General features: G+C 72.4%; 25 protein-coding genes. 23 read left to right on the top strand and 2 right to left on the bottom strand.

The annotated features are described in order from the left end of the window. Positions 1-33 precede the first annotated feature (33 nt). Positions 34-1,224, top strand: a complete 1,191-nt coding sequence (locus N801_RS13265) for a monooxygenase (protein ID WP_035938623.1) — start codon at positions 34-36, stop codon at positions 1,222-1,224. On the opposite strand, the gene N801_RS13260 is transcribed toward N801_RS13265, so the two are convergent. Continuing rightward, positions 1,208-2,314: an LOG family protein gene (locus tag N801_RS13260; protein WP_035938620.1), complete on the bottom strand. Its 1,107-nt coding sequence runs from the start codon at positions 2,312-2,314 to the stop codon at positions 1,208-1,210. The two genes, N801_RS13265 and N801_RS13260, sit on opposite strands and share 17 nt — an antisense overlap. A 70-nt stretch (positions 2,315-2,384) precedes the next feature. On the opposite strand from N801_RS13260, the gene N801_RS13255 reads away from it, so the two are divergent. The 14 genes from N801_RS13255 (at position 2,385) to N801_RS13190 (ending at position 14,170) form a co-directional block, all read left to right on the top strand. After that, positions 2,385-3,848: an NAD-dependent succinate-semialdehyde dehydrogenase gene (locus tag N801_RS13255; protein ID WP_035938618.1), complete on the top strand. Its 1,464-nt coding sequence runs from the start codon at positions 2,385-2,387 to the stop codon at positions 3,846-3,848. 79 nt (positions 3,849-3,927) lie between these two features. Continuing rightward, positions 3,928-4,341 carry a hypothetical protein gene (locus tag N801_RS13250; RefSeq protein WP_035938616.1) on the top strand — a complete coding sequence of 138 codons (414 nt, stop codon included), beginning with the start codon at positions 3,928-3,930 and terminating at the stop codon, positions 4,339-4,341. Then, positions 4,338-5,651, top strand: a complete 1,314-nt coding sequence (locus N801_RS13245) for a hypothetical protein (RefSeq protein WP_035938613.1) — start codon at positions 4,338-4,340, stop codon at positions 5,649-5,651. The genes N801_RS13250 and N801_RS13245 overlap by 4 nt, the downstream gene beginning before the upstream one ends. Positions 5,652-5,674: 23 nt before the next feature. After that, on the top strand, positions 5,675-6,184 hold the full coding sequence (locus N801_RS13240) for a guanyl-specific ribonuclease (protein ID WP_035938610.1): 510 nt from the start codon (positions 5,675-5,677) through the stop codon (positions 6,182-6,184). Then, entirely contained in the window at positions 6,184-6,537 is a 354-nt protein-coding gene (locus tag N801_RS13235; RefSeq protein WP_245618444.1) for a barstar family protein, read from the top strand. The genes N801_RS13240 and N801_RS13235 overlap by 1 nt, the downstream gene beginning before the upstream one ends. A gap of 62 nt (positions 6,538-6,599) precedes the next feature. Next, positions 6,600-7,103, top strand: a complete 504-nt coding sequence (locus N801_RS13230) for an acyl-CoA thioesterase (protein ID WP_035938608.1) — start codon at positions 6,600-6,602, stop codon at positions 7,101-7,103. Beyond that, positions 7,100-8,275 carry a 1-deoxy-D-xylulose-5-phosphate reductoisomerase gene (gene dxr, locus N801_RS13225; protein WP_035938606.1) on the top strand — a complete coding sequence of 392 codons (1,176 nt, stop codon included), beginning with the start codon at positions 7,100-7,102 and terminating at the stop codon, positions 8,273-8,275. The genes N801_RS13230 and dxr overlap by 4 nt, the downstream gene beginning before the upstream one ends. A gap of 40 nt (positions 8,276-8,315) precedes the next feature. Further along, on the top strand, positions 8,316-9,680 hold the full coding sequence (locus tag N801_RS13220) for a M50 family metallopeptidase (RefSeq protein WP_035938603.1): 1,365 nt from the start codon (positions 8,316-8,318) through the stop codon (positions 9,678-9,680). Between the two features lie 132 nt (positions 9,681-9,812). Beyond that, positions 9,813-10,973, top strand: a complete 1,161-nt coding sequence (gene ispG / locus N801_RS13215) for a flavodoxin-dependent (E)-4-hydroxy-3-methylbut-2-enyl-diphosphate synthase (protein ID WP_035938601.1) — start codon at positions 9,813-9,815, stop codon at positions 10,971-10,973. Between the two features lie 54 nt (positions 10,974-11,027). After that, complete coding sequence (locus N801_RS13210) at positions 11,028-11,873, top strand: GNAT family N-acetyltransferase (protein ID WP_035938599.1); 846 nt, start codon at positions 11,028-11,030, stop codon at positions 11,871-11,873. 113 nt (positions 11,874-11,986) lie between these two features. Beyond that, entirely contained in the window at positions 11,987-12,835 is an 849-nt protein-coding gene (locus tag N801_RS13205; protein ID WP_211254734.1) for a hypothetical protein, read from the top strand. Positions 12,836-12,905: 70 nt separating this feature from the next. After that, positions 12,906-13,193 (top strand): antitoxin, encoded by a 288-nt coding sequence (locus tag N801_RS13200; RefSeq protein WP_035938597.1) that lies wholly within the window; start codon positions 12,906-12,908, stop codon positions 13,191-13,193. Between the two features lie 67 nt (positions 13,194-13,260). Further along, positions 13,261-13,662, top strand: a complete 402-nt coding sequence (locus N801_RS13195) for a DoxX family protein (RefSeq protein ID WP_035938595.1) — start codon at positions 13,261-13,263, stop codon at positions 13,660-13,662. A gap of 40 nt (positions 13,663-13,702) precedes the next feature. Further along, entirely contained in the window at positions 13,703-14,170 is a 468-nt protein-coding gene (locus tag N801_RS13190) for an SRPBCC family protein (RefSeq protein ID WP_035938592.1), read from the top strand. 15 nt (positions 14,171-14,185) lie between these two features. Here N801_RS13190 and N801_RS21825 read toward each other — a convergent pair whose 3' ends face one another. Beyond that, positions 14,186-14,716: an MGMT family protein gene (locus tag N801_RS21825; protein ID WP_084108925.1), complete on the bottom strand. Its 531-nt coding sequence runs from the start codon at positions 14,714-14,716 to the stop codon at positions 14,186-14,188. A gap of 188 nt (positions 14,717-14,904) precedes the next feature. Between N801_RS21825 and N801_RS13180 the strand changes: the two genes are divergently transcribed. From N801_RS13180 to N801_RS13145, 8 genes are all read left to right on the top strand, one after another. Beyond that, positions 14,905-15,327, top strand: a complete 423-nt coding sequence (locus N801_RS13180) for a CBS domain-containing protein (RefSeq protein WP_035938589.1) — start codon at positions 14,905-14,907, stop codon at positions 15,325-15,327. Between the two features lie 152 nt (positions 15,328-15,479). After that, positions 15,480-17,273, top strand: a complete 1,794-nt coding sequence (locus N801_RS13175; protein WP_084108928.1) for a proline--tRNA ligase — start codon at positions 15,480-15,482, stop codon at positions 17,271-17,273. After that, entirely contained in the window at positions 17,270-18,031 is a 762-nt protein-coding gene (locus N801_RS13170) for an HAD family hydrolase (protein ID WP_035938585.1), read from the top strand. Before N801_RS13175 ends, N801_RS13170 begins: the two co-directional genes overlap by 4 nt. Positions 18,032-18,049: 18 nt before the next feature. Next, entirely contained in the window at positions 18,050-18,829 is a 780-nt protein-coding gene (locus N801_RS13165) for a TSUP family transporter (RefSeq protein ID WP_035938582.1), read from the top strand. Further along, the gene (locus N801_RS13160) at positions 18,819-19,499 is read left to right on the top strand and encodes a nucleoside/nucleotide kinase family protein (protein ID WP_035938580.1); all 681 of its coding nucleotides are present in this window, start codon (positions 18,819-18,821) and stop codon (positions 19,497-19,499) included. Before N801_RS13165 ends, N801_RS13160 begins: the two co-directional genes overlap by 11 nt. Positions 19,500-19,590: 91 nt before the next feature. Then, the gene (locus N801_RS13155) at positions 19,591-20,994 is read left to right on the top strand and encodes a ferredoxin reductase family protein (RefSeq protein ID WP_035938577.1); all 1,404 of its coding nucleotides are present in this window, start codon (positions 19,591-19,593) and stop codon (positions 20,992-20,994) included. Positions 20,995-21,095: 101 nt separating this feature from the next. Further along, a complete protein-coding gene (locus tag N801_RS13150; RefSeq protein WP_035938574.1) occupies positions 21,096-21,602 on the top strand; it encodes an FMN-binding protein in 507 nt (168 codons plus the stop codon). Further along, positions 21,599-22,408 (top strand): FAD:protein FMN transferase, encoded by an 810-nt coding sequence (locus N801_RS13145; RefSeq protein ID WP_245618442.1) that lies wholly within the window; start codon positions 21,599-21,601, stop codon positions 22,406-22,408. The genes N801_RS13150 and N801_RS13145 overlap by 4 nt, the downstream gene beginning before the upstream one ends. Positions 22,409-22,555: the final 147 nt, after the last annotated feature.

The raw sequence follows: 22,555 nt of genomic DNA, 5'->3' as shown, positions 1-22,555 counted from the left end.
CGGGCACCCGTCGGCCAGCGTCTACTCTGGAGTATGCGCATTCGCACTGCCGCGGCCGGACTCGTCGCCGCCCTCAGCCTCTCGGCCTGCGGCGGCGCCCTGCCCGACAACCTGCGCGGTGGCGGCTCGCACAGCAGCACCCACGACGCCTCACCCACCTCCGGCGCGAAGGCTGCCGCCGTGCCCGAGCCGCCCGAGGTCGCCCTGCGGGCCGGTGAGACGTTCCAAGAGCTGACCCTCCCGGCGAAGTACACGCCCAAGGCGCCGTTCGGCACCGGCACCGACGACTACCGCTGCTTCCTCGTGGACCCGGCCTTCGCGCAGGACATGATCGTCAGCGGCATCAAGGTCACGCCCGACAACGCGGCGGCCGTGCACCACGTCATCCTCTTCAAGGTCGACCCCGGCAAGGTCGCGGCAGCCGAGGCCGCCGACGCCAAGGACGAGGGCGCGGGCTGGACCTGCTTCGGCGGCTCCGGAGTCGACAACGGCCCCGGTGCCCAGCTCAACAACGCCGAGTGGGTCGGCGCCTGGGCGCCCGGCGGCGGTGAGCGCGTCATGGCCGAGGACATCGGCATCCCGCTCGCGCAGGGCTCACGCATCGTCATTCAGGTGCACTACAACCTGCTCGCGGGAGGAGGTGCGGACCAGAGCAGCGCCCGCCTCCGGCTGAGCCCGGCCAGCGCCGGCGACAAGACGCCACTCGAGACCATGCTGCTGCCCGCGCCCGTCGAGCTGCCGTGCCGCACGGGGACGCCGGGGGAGCTGTGCGCGCGCACCCCCGCGGTGGCCGACATCCGGGCCCGCTTCGGCGAGCAGGTGGCCACGGCCGACCTGCTCCACCTCCTCTGCGGTGAGACCAGGCCCGGCCCGACCCAGTCGTGCACGCGGCCGGTCCGGGAGGCCGGCCGGATCCGCGCGGTGGCCGGCCACATGCACCTGCTCGGCAAGTCCATCACCGTCGACGTCAACAAGGGCACGCCGCAGGCCCGGCGGGTCCTCGACATCCCCGTCTGGAACTTCGACGACCAGGCTGCGGTACCCCTCGCCAAGCCGGCCGTCGTCGAGAAGGGCGACACGCTCACCGTGACCTGCACTCATGACCAGTCGCTGCGTGACGTCCTGCCGGCCTTCAAGGACCTGCGTGAGCGCTACGTCGCCTGGGGCGAGGGCACCACCGACGAGATGTGCCTCGGCATCGTCCTGCTCACCCGCGAGAGCTGAGCACGATCTCGGCGGCCTCGTCGACGCCGTCGACGAGGTGCACGACCCGACCCAGCCCACGGTCCCGGCCCAGCGCCTCGATGGCGGGCCACACGGGCACCTCCCGTGACCAGTGGTCCACGCCGACGAGCACCAGCGGCGCCAGGACGCGGCCCTCGTCGGCGTAGTACAGCGGGGTGATCGACTGGAAGATCTCCTGCACGGTCCCGGCGGCGCCGTGCAGCACGACGAGCCCGGCGTTGGCGCGCGCCAGCAGGCCGTCCTCGCGCACGGCGTTGCTGAAGTACTTCGCGATGCCGTTGCAGAACACGTTGGGCGGCTCGTGCCCGTAGAACCACGTGGGGATGCCGATGGACCGGACCACGCTCTCCCGCAACGGGATCCGCACGATCTCGTCGTACGCCTCCAGCGCGACGCGGGCCCAGTCCGTGATCGATGGGTGGAACGACGCCGTGCCGACCAGACGTCGGAGCGCGCCGTCCAGCACCGCCTCCGACGGGCACAGCGCCCCGAGGTTGGCCGCCTCCATCGCGCCCGGGCCGCCGCCGGTGGCGACGACGAGCCCCTCGTCGGCGAACCGGTGACCGAGACGGGCGGCGCCGGCATACGCCTCGGTCCCGCGCGCCAGCGCGTGGCCGCCCATGACGCCGACGACCGGGGCGCCGTGGAGGAACTCGGTGAGGGCGTCGCTGACGGAGTCGTCGTGGACGGCCCGGAGCAGGTTCACGAAGGCGTCGTGGTGCAGCGTCGCGTCCCTCGACCAGTGGTACGCCAGGGCGTCCGGGGTGCCCTCGTAGCCGTGCTCGAGCAGGCCGGCGTAGAGCTCATGGGGCTGGTAGAGCGTCGCCCGGTAGGGGTTCACCGGCGCATGGGGGTCCGTGGGGAAGACCAGCGCGCCGTGCAACCGCAGGTGCGCGTCGAGCGCGGGGGAGAGGCGGCCGCCGAGCACGACCATGCCGTCGAGGTCCGTCCGGGCGAGGAGCTGACCCTCACGCCCGGTGAGGTCGAGATCCTGGATCCGCAGACCCCGGAGCGACCCGCCGCCGGCCAGCGTGGTGTCGAGGTCCTGCAGGGTCTCGATCTCCGTCATGCGCCCATCCTGCCCCGGTCGCGCTCGCCGACCCCTCTCCGGCGCTGCCGTCTGTGGCTAGGGTCGGGTCATGGCTGCCGTGACCCAGAAGTCCGTCCTCTCGTCCGTCCCGACCCAGCTCCTCATCGGCGGCGAGTGGCGCGACTCGCTCAGCGCGACCACGTTCCCCGTGCACGACCCGGCCACCGGCTCGGTCCTCGTCGAGGTCGCCGACGCCACCATCGCCGACGGGACCGCGGCGCTGGACGCAGCCGTTGCGGCACAGGCGGACTGGGCCACCACGGCACCACGCGAACGGGGCGAGATCCTGCGGTGCGCGTTCGAGCTGCTCACGGCGCGGACCGAGGAGCTCGCCCTGCTCATGACCCTCGAGATGGGCAAGCCGCTCGCGGAGTCGCGTGGCGAGGTCACCTACGGCGCCGAGTTCCTCCGGTGGTTCAGCGAGGAGGCCGTGCGGATCCACGGGCGGTATGCCGTCAACCCGGCGGGCGGCTCACGCCTGCTCACGCTGCAGAAGCCGGTCGGACCGACGTTCATGGTCACGCCGTGGAACTTCCCGCTGGCCATGGGCACCCGCAAGATCGGACCGGCGGTGGCGGCCGGCTGCACGATGGTCGTCAAGCCCGCCGGGGAGACGCCCCTGTCGATGCTGGCGCTCGCCGCGGTGCTCGAGGAGGCCGGCCTCCCGCCGGGCGTCCTCAACGTCATCACCACCTCGTCCAGCGCAGAGGTCTCGGAGCCGATCATCCGCGACCCCCGGCTGCGCAAGCTCACCTTCACCGGGTCCACCAGCGTGGGCAGGCGGCTCGTCGAGCAGTCCGCCGAGCAGCTGCTGCGCGTGTCGATGGAGCTCGGCGGCAACGCCCCCTTCCTCGTCTTCGAGGACGCCGACCTCGACGCGGCGGTCGACGGAGCGATGCTCGCCAAGATGCGCAACATCGGTGAGGCCTGCACCTCCGCCAACCGCTTCCTCGTGCACGAGTCCGTGGTCGACGACTTCGCGGCGGCGCTCGCCCGGCGCATGGGCGCCCTCACCGTCGGCAAGGGCACGAAGGCCGGCGTCGAGGTCGGCCCACTCATCACCGAGACCGCCCGCGACGGCGTCGACGAGCTGGTCCGCGACGCCGTCGAGCGTGGAGCCACGGTGCTCACCGGGGGAGTGAAGGTCGCCGGACGCGGGCACTTCTACGCGCCGACCGTCCTCGCCGACGTGCCGGCCGGGGCGCGGGTGCTCACGGAGGAGATCTTCGGCCCGGTCGCCCCGGTCACGACCTTCACCGACGAGGCCGACGCCGTCCGTCAGGCCAACGCGACCGAGTACGGCCTCGTGGCCTACGCCTACACCCGGGACCACGCCCGCGTGCTGCGCATCAGCGAGGCCCTCGACTTCGGCATGGTCGGCATCAACACGGGCATCGTGTCGAACGCCGCGGCACCGTTCGGTGGCGTCAAGCACTCGGGCTTCGGGCGTGAGGGTGGGTTCGAGGGGATCCACGAGTACCTCGAGACCACCTACGTCTCCCTCAACCCGTGATCCCGCCTCCTTGCGTCCGCAACCCTGGTCGCGATCCCGACCAGGGTTGCGGACGCAAGCGGGTCCGTACGGTGGGGGCATGACCGATGCCGAGCAGACCGCGTCGATCGACGACCTCTCGGAGGCGGTCCGGGCGTCCGGGGGCGCCCTCGACGCACAGACCGCCCTCTGGGGAGCCATGTTCTCGCTCGACAGGTGGTGGTTCGTCGCCCGCGGCACGCCGCCGGACGTCGGCCCCTTGGTCGGCACGGTCGACGGCGTCCCGTCCCTGCTCGCCTTCACCTCCGGCGCCCGCGCCCGGGAGTTCGCGCTGGCCAACGGGTTCAGCGAGGAGCAGGCCGGCCTGTCGCTGGCCGTGCCGAGCCAGCGGGTCCTCGACATGTGCGACCAGATCGCCGAGCACGGGGTGCAGAGAGTCGTGGTCGACCAGGGCACGCTCGGGTTCTTCGCCCCGCTCGCCCAGCTCCGCGCCATCCACGCCTTCCTCCCATGAGCAGCCGCGTCACGTCGGTCACGGTCCTGCTGGGCGCTGCCCTGGCGCTCGGTGGCTGCGGTGACGTCAACAAGGGCTCGGCCAAGGCCGCGGACTTCGAGCGCGCCCTCACCGCCCAGCACGGTGACGTCCTCGACGACGTCTCGAGCTCCGCCGACAACGTCCTGCCCTGGTCGGGGTCCTTCCATGCGACGGTCACGGTGCGCCCGGACGCGACGGCGCAGACCCTCACCGAGGTCGAGGACGCGGTCGCCGCCCTACTCGAGGGCTCCGGCGACACCGCCAGCCTGCGGGCCAACGGCCTCGAGATCTGCACCGCGGGGGACCGGCGGGCGCAGCACCTCGCCCTGCGCGAGGAGCTGCGGGCACAGTCCCGTTCGCTGCTCGGCCGGTTGGACTGCGACACGTATGCCGGTGACCTCGCCGACGTCGCCGCGGACATCGCGGTGGTCCAGTCCGCCCTCGCGTCGGCGGGTGCTGCTCGTGACCTCCCCGTCGACGGGAGGATCTCCGCACCGCGCGGCGAGCTCGACGGCCTGTGGCGCGACCTCACCCCGCACCTCGCGCAGGCCCTGGGCGCGCTCGACGCATCGGATCTCAACACCTTCGCCCTCGACGGGTCCGCGCTCGAGCTCAGCGTGCAGCCCGGAGTCGACCCCGTCGCCGTCCGCACGGCCGTGGCCGCCGTCGCACCCGACGTGGCCGTGACCGTGCGCACCGGGGGCGCGCACCCCGAGGACATGGCCCCGCCGACCTTCGCCGGCCCGTTGAGGACCGAGCTCGGGGCCCTCCCCGGCGTGGTGTCGGCGCGGTTCGTGTCGTCCTCGCTCGTCGTCGTCCGGGTGGCCTCGGCCGCGGACGTCGCACCGACCGTCCGGGCAGCCGTGGCCCGGTCCGCGGCGCACGGGTCGGTGCGGCTGCACGTCACGACCCAGGGCAGCGACCACCCGCTGTGGACCGTCGACCGGGGCGCCGACTTCGAGGCCGGCAGCGACCTCGGGGCCGACCTCTCCGCTGACCTCGCCGACTTCGCCGCCCTCGTCGCGGACCCGGGCATCGGCTCGGTCGGCTGGCGCGAACCCGGTGGGTCGGGAGCCCGGCGACAGGTGACCATCTCGGCGCCCGCCGGCGGCGACCTGCGCACCGTGCTCCCGGTCGTCAAGCGGCACGTCCCGGTCGGGAGCGGCCTCAACCTCCACCTCGGCGACGACGACTACTCCCTTGACGTCGCCCACCGCCTCGAGCAGGCCGACGGCCGCAGCCGCGAGCTGCCCGCCACGTTCGTCGACACCTGGAACGCCCTGCCCTGAGCAGGCAGGCCCCGCCGGGCACAATGGCGCACGTGACCTCACCCGTGACCGGACGCCGCTCGGCCCTGACCTGGCTGGCGCCCCTGCTCGTGCTCGCGCTCGTCGTGGGCCTCTGGTGGGTGCTCACCCGCGACGGCGCGACGGGTGCCACGGCCACGACGGACACCCCGGGCGCCCGGGCCACGGCCACCGCACCCACGACACCGGGCGGTCCGGCAACCCCCTCCGCGGACGACACCCCCGACTCCGGCCTGGCGACGATCGCGGAGTCGAGGCTCCCGCGCGAGGCAAGGGCGACGCTCACGCTCATCCGGGCCGGCGGCCCCTACCCCTACGACCAGGACGACCGGACCTTCCAGAACCGTGAGGGGATCCTGCCCCGGCAGGCGCGCGGCTACTACCGTGAGTACACCGTCGAGACACCGGGTTCCGACGACCGCGGGGCCCGCCGGATCATCACCGGACGGGACGGCGACCGGTACTGGACCTCGGACCACTACGACAGCTTCCGCCAGATCCAGGAGGGTCAGTGATGATGCGCCACCTCGGCGACCGCGTCGACCTCGACGGGCTCGTCGCCGACGCGGTGGAGGAAGGCCGCGAGGTCCAGGTCATCCCCGCGCGGTCGACCAAGGCGGAGGCGCTCGCGGCCTTCTCCGAGACCCTGAACTTCCCCGAGTGGTTCGGGATGAACCTCGACGCGCTCGCGGACTGCCTCGACACCTTCGCCCGGGAGAGCGAGGGACAGGGGGAGTGGGAGCTCGTCTGGGACGGGGTCGCGGCGCTGCGCCGCGACGACCCGCGCACCTTCGCGGGCATCGAGCGCATCCTCGACGACCTGCAGCGGGAGCACCCCCACGTGCACGTCACCGTCATCGAGCGCTGAGCCCCTCCGACCCCGCCTGGCGGGCGGTCCGGCCGGGCTGACCGCACTGGCAGGATGGCGGCGTGACGACGCCCAGCGACACCCGAGTGACCCTGTCCGAGATCATGCGGGGGACGGAGGCCAACCTCCTCGGCACCGTCCACGGCGGCCACCTCATGAAGGCGGTCGACAGCATCGCCGGGGTCGTCGCCAACCGCTACGCGGGAGGACCGGCCGTCACCGCCGCCATGGACGAGATGACCTTCGTGACCCCGGTGCGTGTCGGTGACATCCTGCACTCCACCGCCCAGCTCAACTGGTCGGGACGGTCCTCGATGGAGGTCGGGGTGCGCGTCGAGGTCGACCGCTGGGACTCGGTGACCGAACGGGTCCACGTCGCGAGCGCGTACCTCGTCATGGTGGCCATCGACGCCGACGGCCGACCCGCGACGGTCCCCGCCCTCGAGCTCGAGACGCCCGAGGAGCGCCGCCGCTTCCGCGAGGCCGGGATCCGTCGCGAGCACCGCCTCGCCCGTCGCTCCGCCATCGAGGCGTCGCGCGAGACCGGGACCGAGGGGTCGGAGTGAGCCGCTCCGTCGCCGTCCTCGGGTCGACCGGCTCGATCGGCACGCAGGCCCTCGACGTCATCGGCCGCAACCGTGACCGCTTCACCGTCGCCGCCCTGTCCGCCGGCAGCAACATCGGCCTCCTCGCCCGCCAGGCGGTCGACTTCGAGGTGCCGCTCGTCGCCCTCGCGTCCGGCTCCGCTGACGACCTGCGCGCAGCGATCGGTGCGTATGCCGCGAGCCTGCGTGGGCCGGCATACGCACCGGAGATCGTGGTCGGGGAGGACGCGGCCGAGGAGGCCGCTCGCGTCGGCGCCGACGTCGTCCTCAACGGCGTCACGGGCTCGATCGGCCTGCGGCCCACGCTCGCCGCCCTGGCGGCCGGCTCCATCCTCGCGCTGGCCAACAAGGAGTCGCTCATCATCGGCGGCGACCTCGTCAGACGCGCCGCGAAGCCCGACCAGATCGTCCCGGTGGACAGCGAGCACAGCGCCATCGCCCAGTCGCTGCGCGGCGGTCGTGCCGAGGAGGTGCGCCGCCTCGTCGTCACGGCGAGCGGCGGGCCGTTCCGCGGACGCAGCCGGGCCGAGCTCGCCGACGTCACGCCGGAGCAGGCGCTCGCGCACCCGAACTTCTCCATGGGGCGGGTCATCACGACGAACTCGGCCACGCTCGTCAACAAGGGGCTCGAGGTCATCGAGGCGCACCTGCTCTTCGACATCCCCTTCGACCGGATCGACGTGGTCGTGCACCCGCAGCAGCAGATCCACTCGATGGTCGAGTTCCGCGACGGCTCGACCATCGCCCAGCTCGGCCCGCCGCGCATGCTCGTGCCGATCGCGCTCGGCCTCTCGTGGCCCGACCGGCTCGACGACATCGACGTGCCCTGCGACTGGTCGACTGCGCAGTCGTGGGACTTCGCCCCCCTGGACGACGACGCGTTCCCGGCGGTGCGGCTGGCCCGCCGCGTGGGCGAGGCCGGCGGGACCTTCCCGGCCGTCTACAACGCCGCCAACGAGGTGGCGGTCGACGCGTTCCACGAGGGGCGGATCGGCTTCCTCGACATCGTCGACTCGGTGGCGCGGGTGGTGGACGCGCATACTGGGAGAGAATCCGACGCCTCGACCGTTGAGGGAGTGCTCGACGCCGACGCGTGGGCTCGGGAGCAGGCGGCCGTCGAGCTGGGCCTCTGAACCCGGTCGCAGACTGAGAGGGCACTGAGGTGTGGAGAGCATGACCGTCGTCGCGTACGTGGTGGGCGTCGTCGTCCTCGCGTTCGGGGTGGCCGCCTCGATCGCCCTGCACGAGGTGGGGCACCTCGTGCCGGCCAAGCGCTTCGGCGTCCGGGTCACCCAGTACATGGTGGGTTTCGGGCCGACGATCTGGTCCCGGCGTCGCGGGGAGACCGAGTACGGCGTCAAGGCGATCCCGCTCGGCGGCTACATCCGGATGATCGGCATGTTCCCCCCACGCCCCGGCGACGACCCCACGAAGATGCGGGTGTCCTCGACCGGCCGGTTCAGCCAGCTCGCCGACGAGGCGCGCAAGGCCTCGCTCGAGGAGATCAGGCCCGGCGACGACCAGCGCGTGTTCTACCGGCTGCCCGTGCACCGCAAGGTCGTCGTCATGCTCGGCGGGCCGGTGATGAACCTCCTCATCGCCGTCGTCCTGCTCACCATCCTCGTCACCGCCCACGGCATCCCCACCTCCCGCCCGGGTGCCGTCGTCGCCTCCGTCGCCGAGTGCGTCAAGACGGTCGAGGAGGCGAGGACCGACCCGAGCTGCGTGGGCGCCCCCGCGACGCCGGCCAACGCGGCCGGGATCCTCCCGGGCGACGAGATCCGCTCGATCAACGGCGAGCCGGTCGACAGGACCGCCGACGTCGGGCGGATGGTCCGCCCGCGGGTGGGGCAGCCGACCGAGATCGTCGTCCTTCGCGACGGCGCCGAGCAGACGCTCACCGCCACCCCGATCCTCAACACCCTCCCGGCCTACGACGACGCCGGCCAGCCGATCCTCGACGCCGACGGCACCCAGCGCGTCGTCGAGACCGGTTACCTCGGCATCTCGTCGGCCCCCCCGATCGACTACGAGCCACAGTCGGTCACGGCGGTCCCCGCGATCCTCGGGCAGGGGCTGACGACCACCGCCGGCGCCATGGTCCGGATCCCGCAGCGGATGGTCGGCGTGTGGCAGGCGGCGTTCGCCGGGCAGGAGCGCGACATCGAGAGCCCGATGTCCGTCGTCGGCGTCGGCCGCGTCGCCGGTGACGTCTCCGCGGGCAAGCTCGACCGCATCGTCGGGGAGTCCTGGGGCGACAAGGCCTGGTTCCTCGTCCAGCTCATCGCCTCGCTCAACCTCATGCTGTTCGTCTTCAACCTCATCCCGCTGCTGCCGCTCGACGGCGGCCACGTCGCCGGGGCGCTCTGGGAGGGCACGAAGAAGGGCTGGGCCCGCGTGCGCGGCAACCCCGACCCCGGTCCGGTCGACGTCGCCAAGGCCCTCCCGGTGGCGTATGCCGTCTCGCTCGGGCTGCTCGTCATGTCGGCGCTGCTCATCTACGCCGACATCGTCAACCCGATCAACCTCGGCGGCTGACCGGCCCCAACTCGCCAATTCCCCCGTTCGGCACGCGACACGCCGTGTCCCCAACGGGGGAATTGGCGAGTTGGGCGCGCGGGGACGCACGCGCGTGAGGGTGGGCGGGCGGCATACCGGATACTGGACCCCATGACTGTTGGTCTCGGTATGCCGTCCCTGCCCCCGCCCGTGCTGGCGCCCCGTCGCAAGACGCGCAAGATCAAGGTCGGCAAGGTCGAGGTCGGCGGGGACGCCCCCATCTCGGTGCAGTCGATGACGACGACGCCGACGACCGACATCAACGCCACGCTGCAGCAGATCGCCGAGCTCACCGCGACGGGCTGCGACATCGTGCGGGTCGCCTGTCCGAGCCAGGACGACGCCGAGGCCCTGCCCGCGATCGCCCGCAAGTCGCAGATCCCGGTCATCGCCGACATCCACTTCCAGCCGAAGTACGTCTTCGCCGCCATCGACGCCGGCTGCGCCGCGGTGCGCGTCAACCCCGGCAACATCCGCAAGTTCGACGACCAGGTCAAGCAGATCGCCGCCGCCGCCAAGGACGCGGGCGTCTCCATCCGCATCGGCGTCAACGCCGGCTCGCTGGACCCGCGCCTGCTCGCGAAGCACGGCAAGGCCACCGCCGAGGCGCTCGTCGAGTCGGCCGTGTGGGAGGCCGGGCTCTTCGAGGAACACGACTTCCACGACTTCAAGATCTCGGTGAAGCACAACGACCCCGTCGTCATGGTGCGCGCCTACGAGATGCTGTCCGAGCGCGGTGACTGGCCCCTGCACCTCGGCGTCACCGAGGCCGGGCCCGCCTTCCAGGGCACGATCAAGTCGGCGACCGCGTTCGGGGCGCTGCTGTCCAAGGGCATCGGGGACACGATCCGCGTCTCGCTGTCGGCGCCTCCCGTCGAGGAGGTCAAGGTCGGCAACCAGATCCTCCAGTCGCTCAACCTCAAGCCGCGCAAGCTCGAGATCGTCTCGTGCCCCTCGTGCGGCCGCGCGCAGGTCGACGTCTACAAGCTCGCCGACGCCGTGACCGCCGGGCTCGAGGGCATGACCGTGCCGCTGCGCGTCGCCGTCATGGGCTGCGTCGTCAACGGCCCCGGTGAGGCCCGCGAGGCCGACCTCGGTGTCGCCTCCGGCAACGGCAAGGGCCAGATCTTCGTCAAGGGCGAGGTCATCAAGACCGTTCCCGAGTCGATGATCGTCGAGACCCTCATCGAGGAGGCCATGCGGATCGCGGAGGAGATGGGCGAGCCGATGGACGAGGAGTCCGCGGGCGCCCCCAGCGTCACGGTCGGCTGAGCCACGGTCGGCTGAACCCGCGCAGCGAGCCACGTGTGCTCCTAGGCTGGGCCTGTGCTGCGCACCCGTAACCCGGTGAGGTCCCTCACCCGTGCCGACCTCGACGACGCCCTCGAGCTGTGCTCGCGCAACCCCGCGGCGCACGTGTTCGTGGCGGCTCGCCTGCTCGAGTGCGCCCCGACCGGTTCGTTCGACGCCGCTCTGGCCGTGCGGGACGACGGGCGGCTCGGCTCGATCTGCTGGGCCAGCGCCAACATCGTCCCGGTCGAGTCCGACGCCACGTCGCGGGCGATGTACGCCGAGCGGATGCGGCGCTGGCGGGGGCGGGTCGCCTCGCTCCTCGGGCCGCGCGAGGAGGTCGTCGAGCTGTGGCACGCGCTCGAGCCGCACTGGGGACCGCCCCGTGCCGTGCGCTCGCACCAGCCCCTGCTCTCGACGTCCACGCCGCCGTCGGCGCTCGGGGTCGAGCTCGACCCGCGGGTGCGGCCCGCCCGGGCCGAGGAGGTCGACCTCGTTCTGCCGGCGGCGGTGCACATGTTCACGGCGGAGATCGGCTACCCGCCCTACACCGGCTCGCCGCGCAGCTACCGCGGCTCGCTGGCCTCGCTCATCGCCCGCGGGCACACCTACGTCGTCGTCGAGGACGGCGAGGTCGTCTTCAAGACCGACATCGGGTCGCTCGCCATCGGGTGCGCCCAGCTCCAAGGGGTGTGGCTCGCCCCCCACCTGCGCGGCCAGGGGCTGGCGGTGTCGATGCTCGCCTCGGTGATGGAGCAGGTGATGGCCGGGCAGGCGCCGATGGTCTCGCTCTACGTCAACGACTTCAACGCGGCCGCGCTCGCGACCTACGACCGGCTCGGCTACACGTCCGTGGGGGACTTCACCACCGTCCTCCTCTGAGGCTTCGCTGATGCGCCCGGTCCTCACGAACGCGTGACAGGCCGCGCGCTCGTGAGGACCGGGGCGCTCCACAGCAGGTCGGGGCAGCGCTCGCCGCCGACCACGGGGGAGTCGTGCACCGCAAGGACCTGCGCGAAGCCGGCCTCACGCGTCATCAGGTGCGGACGGAGGTCCTCGCCGGGCGGTGGCGCCCTCTGGGTGTGCACACCGTCCGCGTGCTCGAGGTGACCCTGGAGCCGGTGGCCGACCTGTGGCGAGCGGTGTGGGAGTCGGGTCCCGGTGCGGTGCTCGACGGCGCCGCCGCGCTCGTGGCCCACGGCATGACGGGCTTCACCCCGGCCTCGATCGACGTGAGCCTCCCGCGGTCGGCCTCGGTGCGTCGGGTCGAGGGAGTGACGACGCACCAGCGTCGGGTCCTCGAACGGGTCTCGGGCGCCGGGGTCCCGAGGCTGGCGCCGGAGTGGGCCACTCTCCACGCGGCCCAGTGGGCGGTCAGCGACCGGCAGGCCGCCCTGCTCGTGTGCCTGCCGGTCCAGCAGCGCCTCGTGCGAGCCGGTCGGCTGCTGGAGGCCTGGCGCGGCGTGGGGCGGTCACCCCGCCGGTTCTTCCTCGGCCAGGTGATCCCCGACGTGTGCGACGGCGCGCACTCGCTCGGCGAGCTCGACTTCGGCACCTGGTGTCGCAGGTACGGCCTGCCGCTCCCTCTGCGCCAGAGCCTGCGCACGACGGCGTCCGGCCGGGTCCACCTCGACGTCGAGTGGGAGGGCCTCGTCGTGGAGATCGACGGTGGCCACCACCTCCTCGGACTCAACCCGACGGCCGACGCCCTCCGCGCGAACGAGGTGGCGCTGGGGTCGACCCGCGTGCTGCGCATCCCCCTCCTGGGGTTGAGGCTCGAGCCGTCCCGCTTCATGGAGCAGGTTGCGCGCGGGCTCGGGCTCCCGGTCCTCGCAAGCGCGTGACATGCCGCGCACTCGTGAGGACGGGGCATGATGGGAGCAGACCCAACCCCCATCCTCGAGGAGGACCCCCATGGCACGTGGCGTCATCAAGCTCGCAGCCCTCGCCGGCCTGGCCAAGCAGGCCCGCGACTACGCCCGCAAGAACCCCGACTCCGTCTCGTCGACGATCGGCAAGGTCGAGGACGCCGTGAGCCGCAAGGTCGGCCCCAAGTACGCCGGCCACGTCGGCAAGGGTGGCAAGGCCGTCCGCTCGGGCCTCGGCATCCCCGAGACCCGCCCCTCGCCCGGGGTGACGCCGACCTCCACCGACGGCACCGTCCCGCCGCCGGCCGCGCCACCCACGACCCCCACGACCTGACGAACGCACCTCCGACGCCCCTGCTGCCCCCCGCAGTGGGGGCGTCGGCGTCCCTAGGATGACGCGTATGCCGCAGACGACCCCGCCGCTCGACAAGGCCACCCTCGGCCTCGTGACGCTCTTCCTCACCTCCGGCGCCACCCACCTCGTCCGCCCGCAGGTCTTCGAGGGGATGGTGCCCCACGTCCTGCCGCGCCGTCGTGAGCTCGTCTACGTCAGTGGCGTCGCCGAGATCGCCTGTGCGCTCGGCCTGCTCCACCCGCGCACCCGCAAGGTCGCCGGACTGGCCAGTGCCGCACTGCTCGTCGCCGTGTTCCCCGCCAACCTCCAGATGAGCGCGTCCCACGCCAAGCGGGCCCAGCGCAAGGAGGACACCGCCTCCACGGCCTTCTTCGCCGGGACGGTGGCCCGGCTGCCGCTGCAGTGGCCGCTCATCCGCACGGCCCTGCGCGCCGCCGGCCGCCTCTGACCCGCCCCGCGACCGGGTGGGGGAGCCCTACGCTGGCCCCATGGCCGCCTTCGAGTTCAGCCGCAGCACCCTCGTCGCAGCGTCACCCGCCGTGGTCCACGCCCTCATCGACGACTTCCACCGGTGGGAGACGTGGTCGCCGTGGGAGGACGTCGACCCGAACCTGCGCCGCGCCTACTCCGGCTCCGACTCGGGTGTGGGCGCCCGCTACGAGTGGCGGGGCAACCGCCGGGCCGGTGAGGGCTCGATGGAGATCACGCGCTCCAGCGCCGAGCGGATCGGCGTCGACCTGCACTTCACCAAGCCCTTCAAGGCCGACCACGAGATCGAGTTCGTGCTGACCCCCGCGGCTGGGGGCACGAAGGTGGACTGGGTCATGCGGGGCGACAACTCCGGGCTCGCGGCGGTGTTCGCCAAGGTCATGCCGACCGAGAAGATGGTGGGGAAGGACTTCGAGAAGGGCCTGGCCCGGCTCAAGCGCGCCGCCGAGTCCGAGGCGACCGGCTGACGCGGCGCCCGGCGCTCACGTTCTCCACGCCAGCCCCGCCCCGGCCAGGGCTGTGTCGAGCATCCCCAGCGCCTTGGGTCCCATCCCGTGCAGCGCGAGGACGTCGGCGCGGCGCCACTCGCTCAGCTCCTCGAGCGTCGTGATCCCCGCCGCGGCCAAGGCGGCCGCCGCCGGGTCGCTCGTGTGCGGGATCGCGCTCCCCATCCGGTCGAGCGTGTCGGCGATGCGGACCCGGTATGCCGTGGCCAGGGCGTCGAGGTCGGCGCGGTGGTCCGCGATCCGGCAGCCCAGACCGTTGCGCTTGACGAGGATCCCCTCGTCGGCCCAGTGCGGTCGGGCCTGGTCGAGCAGGTCCCTCGGCAGGTCTCCGGACGCGTTGGTGACGCGCCACCAGGGGAGCCCGTCGCTGTGGCGGGCCATGAACGACCCGACCTGCCGCGGCCCGATCCCGACGATCTGCGCGAGGTCGCCGTAGCTCACGATCCGGCCCCGCGGCACGAGCTCGACGAGGGTCAGCACCCGCTCGATCGTCAGCTCGCTCGCCATGGTGGCCAGCCTAGGACGAGGTCGTGACGAGCACCGTCGCCGCGCGCCGCGGTGAGCCCAAGGTGGGGGTTGTGCTCGCTCGGGCCATCGGTGGAGAGTGGCATCGACGGCGTGCCCGGACCTGGCCCTCGTCGTCCGGGCCAGACCCGTGCGCCGCCCCGGAAGTCCCCACCACCGAGGAGGTCACCATGACGACGACGGCCCGAGACATCATGCACGCGGGAACGCAGTGCATCGCGGAGGACCAGACGCTCGACGAAGCGGCCAGGATGATGCGCGACCTGGGGGTCGGCGCGCTGCCGATCTGCGGCAACGACGAGAAGCTGCACGGGATCATCACCGACCGCGACATCGTCATCAAGTGCATCGCCGAGGGCAAGGACCCGAGTGCGTGCACCGCTGCCGAGCTCGCCCAGGGCAAGGTGACGTGGGTCGACGCCGACACCGACATGGTGACGATCGTCGAGACGATGGGGCGGGAGCAGATCAAGCGCCTGCCGGTCATGGCCGACCACAAGCTCGTCGGCATGATCAGCGAGGCCGACCTCGCCAAGCACCTGGATGACCGGCAGCTGAGCCGGTTCGTCGAGGGGGTCTTCGCCAGGCCCTGACGCACGGCCACATCACGAGCGCACCTCGCCGAGACGCGGCCCGCCGGGTCGCTGACGGCGAGGTACCGGGGAATGGGCGTGAACGGCATACGCCCGCGTCGTTATCCTTGGGCACGTTCCCCCACCCCGATCGATGGAGACCCCCTGTGGCCATGCGCATGTCGTCGCTGTTCCTGCGAACCCTGCGCGACGACCCGGCCGACGCCGAGCTGCCCGGCCACCGGCTCCTCGTGCGCGCCGGCTACATCCGGCGCGCCGCCCCCGGCATCTACACGTGGCTGCCGCTCGGGCTCAAGGTGCTGCGCAAGGTCGAGCGGATCGTGCGCGAGGAGATGGACGCCATCGGGGCGCAGGAGCTGACCTTCCCGGCGCTGCTGCCGCGCGAGCCCTACGAGACGACGAACCGCTGGACCGAGTACGGCGACAACATCTTCCGGCTCAAGGACCGCAAGGGCGTCGACTACCTGCTCGGGCCGACGCACGAGGAGATGTTCACCCTCGCCGTCAAGGACATGTACGGCTCCTACAAGGACCTGCCGCTGTCCATCTACCAGATCCAGAACAAGTACCGCGACGAGGCGCGTCCGCGCGCCGGGCTCCTGCGCGGGCGCGAGTTCCTCATGAAGGACTCGTACTCGTTCGACGTGAGCGACGAGGGGCTGCAGGCGTCCTACGACGCGCACCGCGCGGCCTACGTCCGGATCTTCGACCGGCTCGGGTTCGAGTACGTCATCGTCGCCGCGATGTCCGGTGCCATGGGCGGCTCGGCGAGCGAGGAGTTCCTCGCCGTGAGCGCGATCGGTGAGGACACGTTCGTCCGCAACGACGCCGGCACGTATGCCGCGAACGTCGAGGCCGTCGTCGTGCCGCAGGCAGGCCCCGTCGACGCCTCGGGCGTGCCGGCCGCGCACGTCGAGGACACCCCCGACACCCCGACGATCGACACGCTCGTCGCCTCGCTCAACGCGAACCACCCGCGCCCCGACGGTCGCGAGTGGACCGCCGCCGACACCCTCAAGAACGTCGTCGTCGTGCTCGTCCAGCCCGACGGCGCGCGTGTGCCGCTCGCCATCGGCGTGCCGGGCGACCGCGAGGTCGACCCCAAGCGGCTCGAGGCCCAGGTCGCCCCTGCGGAGGTGGCCGCGTTCGAGGAGAAGGACTTCGCCGCCAACCCGAGCCTCGTCAAGGGCTACATCGGCCCCGGGGTCCTCGGTGAGGACAAGGAGTCCAGGATCCGCTACGTCCTCGACCCGAGCATCGCCGAGGGCTCCGCGTGGGTCACTGGCGCGGACGAGCACGGCAAGCACGTCCTCGACCTCGTCCTCGGCCGTGACTTCACCGCCGACGGGACGATCCAGGCCGCCGAGGTCCGTGACGGCGACCCGAGCCCCGACGGCAACGGCGTCCTGCACACCGCCCGCGGCATCGAGATGGGCCACATCTTCCAGCTCGGCCGCAAGTTCGCCGAGGCGCTCGACCTCAAGGTCCTCGACGAGTTCGGCAAGCTCGTCACCGTGACGATGGGCTCCTACGGCGTCGGTGTCTCCCGCGCGGTCGCCGCCGTCGCCGAGGGCACGCTCGACGAGATCGGGCTGTGCTGGCCGCGCGCCGTCACTCCGGCGGACGTGCACGTCGTCGCCACGGGCAAGAACCGCGACCGCGACGGCGACGTCTTCGCCAAGGCCGACGAGATCACCGCCGCCCTCGAGGCGCAGGGGCTCGACGTCCTCTACGACGACCGCGAGAAGGTCAGCCCGGGCGTGAAGTTCAAGGACTCCGAGCTCATCGGCATCCCGACGATCGTCGTCGTCGGCAAGTCGCTCGAGAACGGCGTCATCGAGATCAAGGACCGCCGCTCCGGCGAGCGCCGCGAGGTCGCCGTCGAGTCCGCCGTCGACGAGATCGTCGACGAGGTGCGCGGCCGGGTGGCCGGGGCCGGGGCGTGACCCGCTCCCGCCACCTCGACGCGGTGATCTTCGACTGGGGCGGCACCCTCACGCCCTGGCACGACGTCGACCTGCCCGAGCAGTGGCGCGTCTACGCCCGCGAGGTCCACGGCGTCCCGATCGAGGCGAGCGAGATGCCCGCGGACGAGCTCGCCGAGGCCGACTCGCTCGCGTTGCGCATCCACGAGGCCGAGGCCGTGGCGTGGCAGCGGGGCCGGACCGACCACTCCAGCTCGACCCTCGAGGCGATCCTCGACGCGGCGGGGGTCGACCCGGCGCACGACCGGCACCACCTGGCCCTCGCGGCATACCGCGGGTTCTGGGAGCCGCACACCCACACCGACGAGCAGGTTCGCCCACTCTGGGAAGGACTGCGGGAGAGGGGAATTCGGGTCGGCGTGCTGTCCAACACCATCTGGTCGCGCGAGTTCCACCGTGAGGTCTTCGAGCGCGACGGCGTCCTCGACCTGCTCGACGCCGACGTGTACTCGTCCGAGATCCACGTCGTGAAGCCGCACGCCGACGCGTTCCTCGCCGCCTGCGAGGCCCTCGGGGTGGAGCCCGAGTGCGCGGCCTACGTCGGTGACCGGCCGTTCGAGGACATCCACGGTCCCCAGCAGGTCGGGATGCGCGCGATCTGGGTCCCGCACAGCGACATCCCGGTCGACCAGCAGGTCGACGTCGACGTCACCCCGGACGCGGTGGCGCACGAGCTGCTCGACATCCTCGACATCGTCGACGCCTGGTCGCAGCCGTGACCCGCGCATGACCGGGGCATGAACGACCCCGAGCTGACCACGCTGGCGCTCATGGCCCTCGCCGGGTTCGTCGCCGGGTGGATCGACGCCGTCGTCGGCGGGGGAGGGCTCATCCAGATCCCCGCGCTCCTCCTCGGCTTCCCGGGTGCGTCACCGGCGCAGGTGCTCGCGACGAACAAGATCGGCTCGATCGCGGGCACGGTCGCCAGCGCGACCACCTACTGGCGGCGGGTCCGGCCCGACCTGCGCACCGCCCTCCCGATGGCGGCCGTGGCCTACGTGGGCGCCATCGGGGGAGCGCTCATCGGCCTGAACATCCCCAAGTCCGCGTTCAACCCGATCATCCTCGTCATGCTCGTGGCCGTCGGTGGCTACACCCTCGCCAAGCCCGCACTCGGCACCGACACCGCGCTGCGCTGGGACGGTACCCGGCACACGGTGACGGCGATGCTCGTCGGCTTCGTCATCGGCATCTACGACGGCGCCCTCGGGCCGGGGACGGGCTCGTTCATGGTGTTCGCGCTCGTCGGGCTCATGGGCTACGCGTTCCTCGAGGCGAGCGCCAAGGCCAAGATCGCGAACTTCGCCACCAACCTCGGCGCCCTCACGGTGTTCGCCCCCGGCGGCCACGTCATGTGGAAGGTTGGTGCCGTGATGGCTGCAGCGAACCTCCTCGGGGGCTACGTCGGCGCCCGCACCGCGGTGTCGCGGGGCAGCGGCTTCGTCCGCGTGGTCTTCGTCGTCGTGGTCGCGGCCTTCACCATCCGCATCGGCGGGCAGGTGCTCGGTGTCTGGTGAGCCGCTCCGGGTCGAGGACCTCGTCGACCGGCTGGCCGCCGTCGTCGCGTCGGTGGCGCCACGACGTGCGGTCCTGGGCATCGCCGGGCCGCCGGGAGCCGGCAAGACCACGCTCGTGACCCGGCTGCTGGCGGCCGCCGCCGCGCACCCGTCCCTGTCGGGGCACGTCGCCCACGTGCCGATGGACGGCTACCACCTGACCAACCGCGAGCTCGACGACCTCGGCCGGCGCGACCGCAAGGGCGCCCCCGACACCTTCGACACCGCGGCGTATGCCGGTGTGCTGGCGGCCGTGCGCGCGGTGCCGCGCGTGCCGGTCCCGGCGCCGAGCTTCGACCACGTCGAGGGGGAGCCGGTGCCGGACTCGCTCGTCGTGCCGGTGGAGGCGGACCTCGTGGTCACCGAGGGCAACTACCTCCTGCTCGACGAGGAGCCGTGGACGTCGGTGCCGCCGCTGCTCGACGAGGTGTGGTGGTGCGGGCTGGACGCCGATGCCCGGGTCGGCCGGCTCGTGTCGCGGCACGTCGGGACCGGGCGGGACACCGACGACGCCACGGCGTGGGTGCTGCGCTCCGACGAGGCCAACGCCCGCCGGGTCGAGGGCGGGGACGCGCGTGCCGACGTCGTCCTCGTCGACGGCGTCGTCGTCCGGAGCGACCCGACGGCCTGACCCGCGGGTCTCGTGACCGCCGCGGTGGTTCATGGGTTCCCGACGGGTCGTCCACAGCCGGCGTACAGATCCCGTCGCGAACCTCGGTGGTATGACGACGTCTCTCGCACCGACGGCGCCCCTCGCCGTGCGCCGCGTCCCCCGTCCCGTGCCGCGCTGGTGGCGTGAAGCGTCGGAACTCCTGCTCTGGGCGCTGCTCGTCGCGGTGACCGGCCTCTGGTCGGCGCACGGAGGCTTCCAGGAGCTCGGCTCCCTCGGCGGGGCCCTCACGTCGACCGGCAGGCTCGCCGGCCTCGTCGCCTCGGCCCTGATCCTCGTGCAGGTCCTGCTCATGGCCCGGGTGCCGTGGTTCGAGCAGGCGTGGGGCCAGGACGAGCTCGCCCGCACCCACCGGCTCGTCGGCTTCACCTCGTTCACGCTGATGGTGGGGCATGTCGTCCTCATCGTCCTCGGCTACGCCGCCGCCTCGCCGCGCGGCCTCTGGGGAACGCTCGTCGACCTCGTCGTGAACTACCCCGGCATGCTCCTCGCGGTCGCCGGGACGCTCGCGCTGGGGATGGTCGTCGTCACGTCCGTCAAGAAGGCCCGGGCCCGGCTCCGCTACGAGTCGTGGCACCTCATCCACCTCTACGCCTACCTCGGGGCCGGGCTCGCGCTTCCGCACCAGCTCTGGACGGGGTCCGACTTCACCGCGTCGACGACCGCGACCGTGCTCTGGTGGAGCCTGTATGCCGTCTCGCTCGGTGCCGTGCTCGCCTTCCGGATCGGGGTGCCCGTGTGGCGCTCGCTGCGTGCCCCACTGCGGGTCGTCGACGTGCGCCGGGACGGGCCCGAGGTGACCACCGTGACCGTCGGCGGACCGGGCGTGGCACGGATCCCGGCAAGGGCCGGCCAGTTCTTCCAGTGGCGGTTCGTCGGCGAGGACGGCTGGACCCGGGCGCACCCCTACTCGCTCTCCGCGGCTCCCGACGGACACACCTTGAGGTTCACCGCGGCACACGTGGGTGACGGAAGCTCGGCCCTGGCTGGACTCCGCCCCGGCACGAGAGTCCTCGTCGAAGGACCCTACGGCCGGCTCCACGAGGGCGTGCGCTCCCGCCGCAAGGTGCTGCTCATGGGGTCGGGCATCGGCATCACTCCGATGCGTGCCCTCCTCGAGGAGCTCGACCAGGATCCCGGCGACGTGACCGTGCTGCACCGCGTCAGTGCGGCCGACGACGCCGTCCTCGCTGGCGAGCTGGCCGACCTGGCCCGGACTCGTGGAGCGAGCTACGTGCTCGTCGACGGGCCGCGCATCCCCGGACGGGTCTCATGGCTGCCCCGGGCCGCCCAGCACCTGACCGACGTCGAGGGACTGCGACACGTGGTCCCGGACGTGGCCGAGCGCGACGTCTACCTGTGCGGGAGCCCGGGGTGGATGGCGGCGGCCCGGACCGCGGTTCTCGCAGCCGGCGCCGCTCCCGAGCAGGTCCACCTCGAGCGCTTCGCGTACTGACGACGCCACCCCCGGCCTCACCGACCTGACCGACCTGACCGACCTGACCGACCTGACCGACCTGACCGACCTGACCGACCAAGCAGACCAAGGACGCCCCCATGCGACGCATCACCCTCTGGGCCGCGAGCACGTTGACGATCATCGTGCTGCTCTTCAGCTACCGCACGTCGACCTCGGGCTGCACGGCGACGAGCATCGTCTCGACCGCCGGGCCCGGCACCGTCGCCGCCGCCGGAGGGGGGACGAGTTCCGACTCCTCGGGTTCGTCGTCCGACTCGTCCGGTTCGTCGTCGTCCTCGGGTAGCTCCGGCAACTCGGGCAGCTCGGCTGGCCAGACGGTGCTCGGCGACGCGGTGTCGACGCGGTTCGGCGACGTGCAGGTCCAGATCACCGTCGTCGACGGCCGGATCACGGCCTCGACGGTGACCCAGGTGCCGTGGCAGGACCACCGTGACCAGGAGATCAACAGCCGTGCCGTGCCGATCCTCGACGAGGAGACGGTCGCGGCGCAGAGCGCCTCCATCGACATGGTGTCCGGGGCGACCTACACGTCACACGGGTACGTCGAGTCCCTGCAGTCGGCCATCGACAAGGCCAACCTGTGATCACCGGCGAGGTCCCGGTCCGGGCGGCGCGCGGTGACCGTCACCGGGCTCCCTGGGGACGCAGGGCGTTCGTGCGCCAGCTCATGGGCCTCCCGGTGAGTGTCCACGTCCGCGCCGAGCAGCCCGACCGCTCCGACGTCGCCGCCGCGGCCGACCGCGTGTTCGCGCACCTGCGGCGCGTCGACCGGGTGCTCAGCACGTGGCGAGCCGACAGCGACCTGCTCCGTCTGCAGCACGGCGAGCTCGACGACGGCGAGGCCCATCCCTGGCTCGCAGAGGTGGTCGAGCTGTCGCTCGAGGCCGAGGACCGGACCGACGGGTTGTTCCGCGCATGGCGCTCGCGGGACGGAGGCCGAGTGGCGTTCGACCCGCTGGGTCTGGTCAAGGGCTGGGCCGTCGCAGGAGCGGCCGCACACCTCGACACGGTCCCGGCGATCTCGTACAGCATCGGCGCCGGCGGCGACATCGTCGTCGGGGCCGGTCGCGGGATGGGTGGCGGCGAGCCGGTGTGGCGGATCGGCATCGAGGACCCCGCGGACCGCACGCGTGTCCTGGACGTCGTGAGCCTCACCCGAGGCGCGGTCGCGACGTCGGGTGCCACGGCACGTGGCGCGCACATCGTCGATCCCCGCACAGGGCAGGGGCTCTCTCGCGCGGGGTCCGCCACCGTCGTGGGTCCGGACCTCATGTGGGCCGACGTCTGGGCGACCGCCGCCTTTGTCGACCCGGCGCAGGCCGCACGCCTCATGAGTCGCAAGGACCCGGCGTACCGGCTCATCACCCATCGGATGGGTCGGAGGCCCTGAGCCGCACCGCTTTGGGGATTCCAGTTCTGCCAATATCCTTGCGCCACAGTGCAATTGCCTGTGGAGAACCCTTCCGACTGTCGTCGAACGGGTGTACGATGATGGGATGGAGGGGACGCCAGCACCGGGAGGGCCCGAGGCCCGGAT

This window comes from Knoellia aerolata DSM 18566 (assembly GCF_000768695.1).
Taxonomy (GTDB): domain Bacteria; phylum Actinomycetota; class Actinomycetes; order Actinomycetales; family Dermatophilaceae; genus Knoellia; species Knoellia aerolata.
Note: the sequence above shows the minus strand (reverse complement) of the source record. Positions and strands in the feature narration are given on the sequence as shown.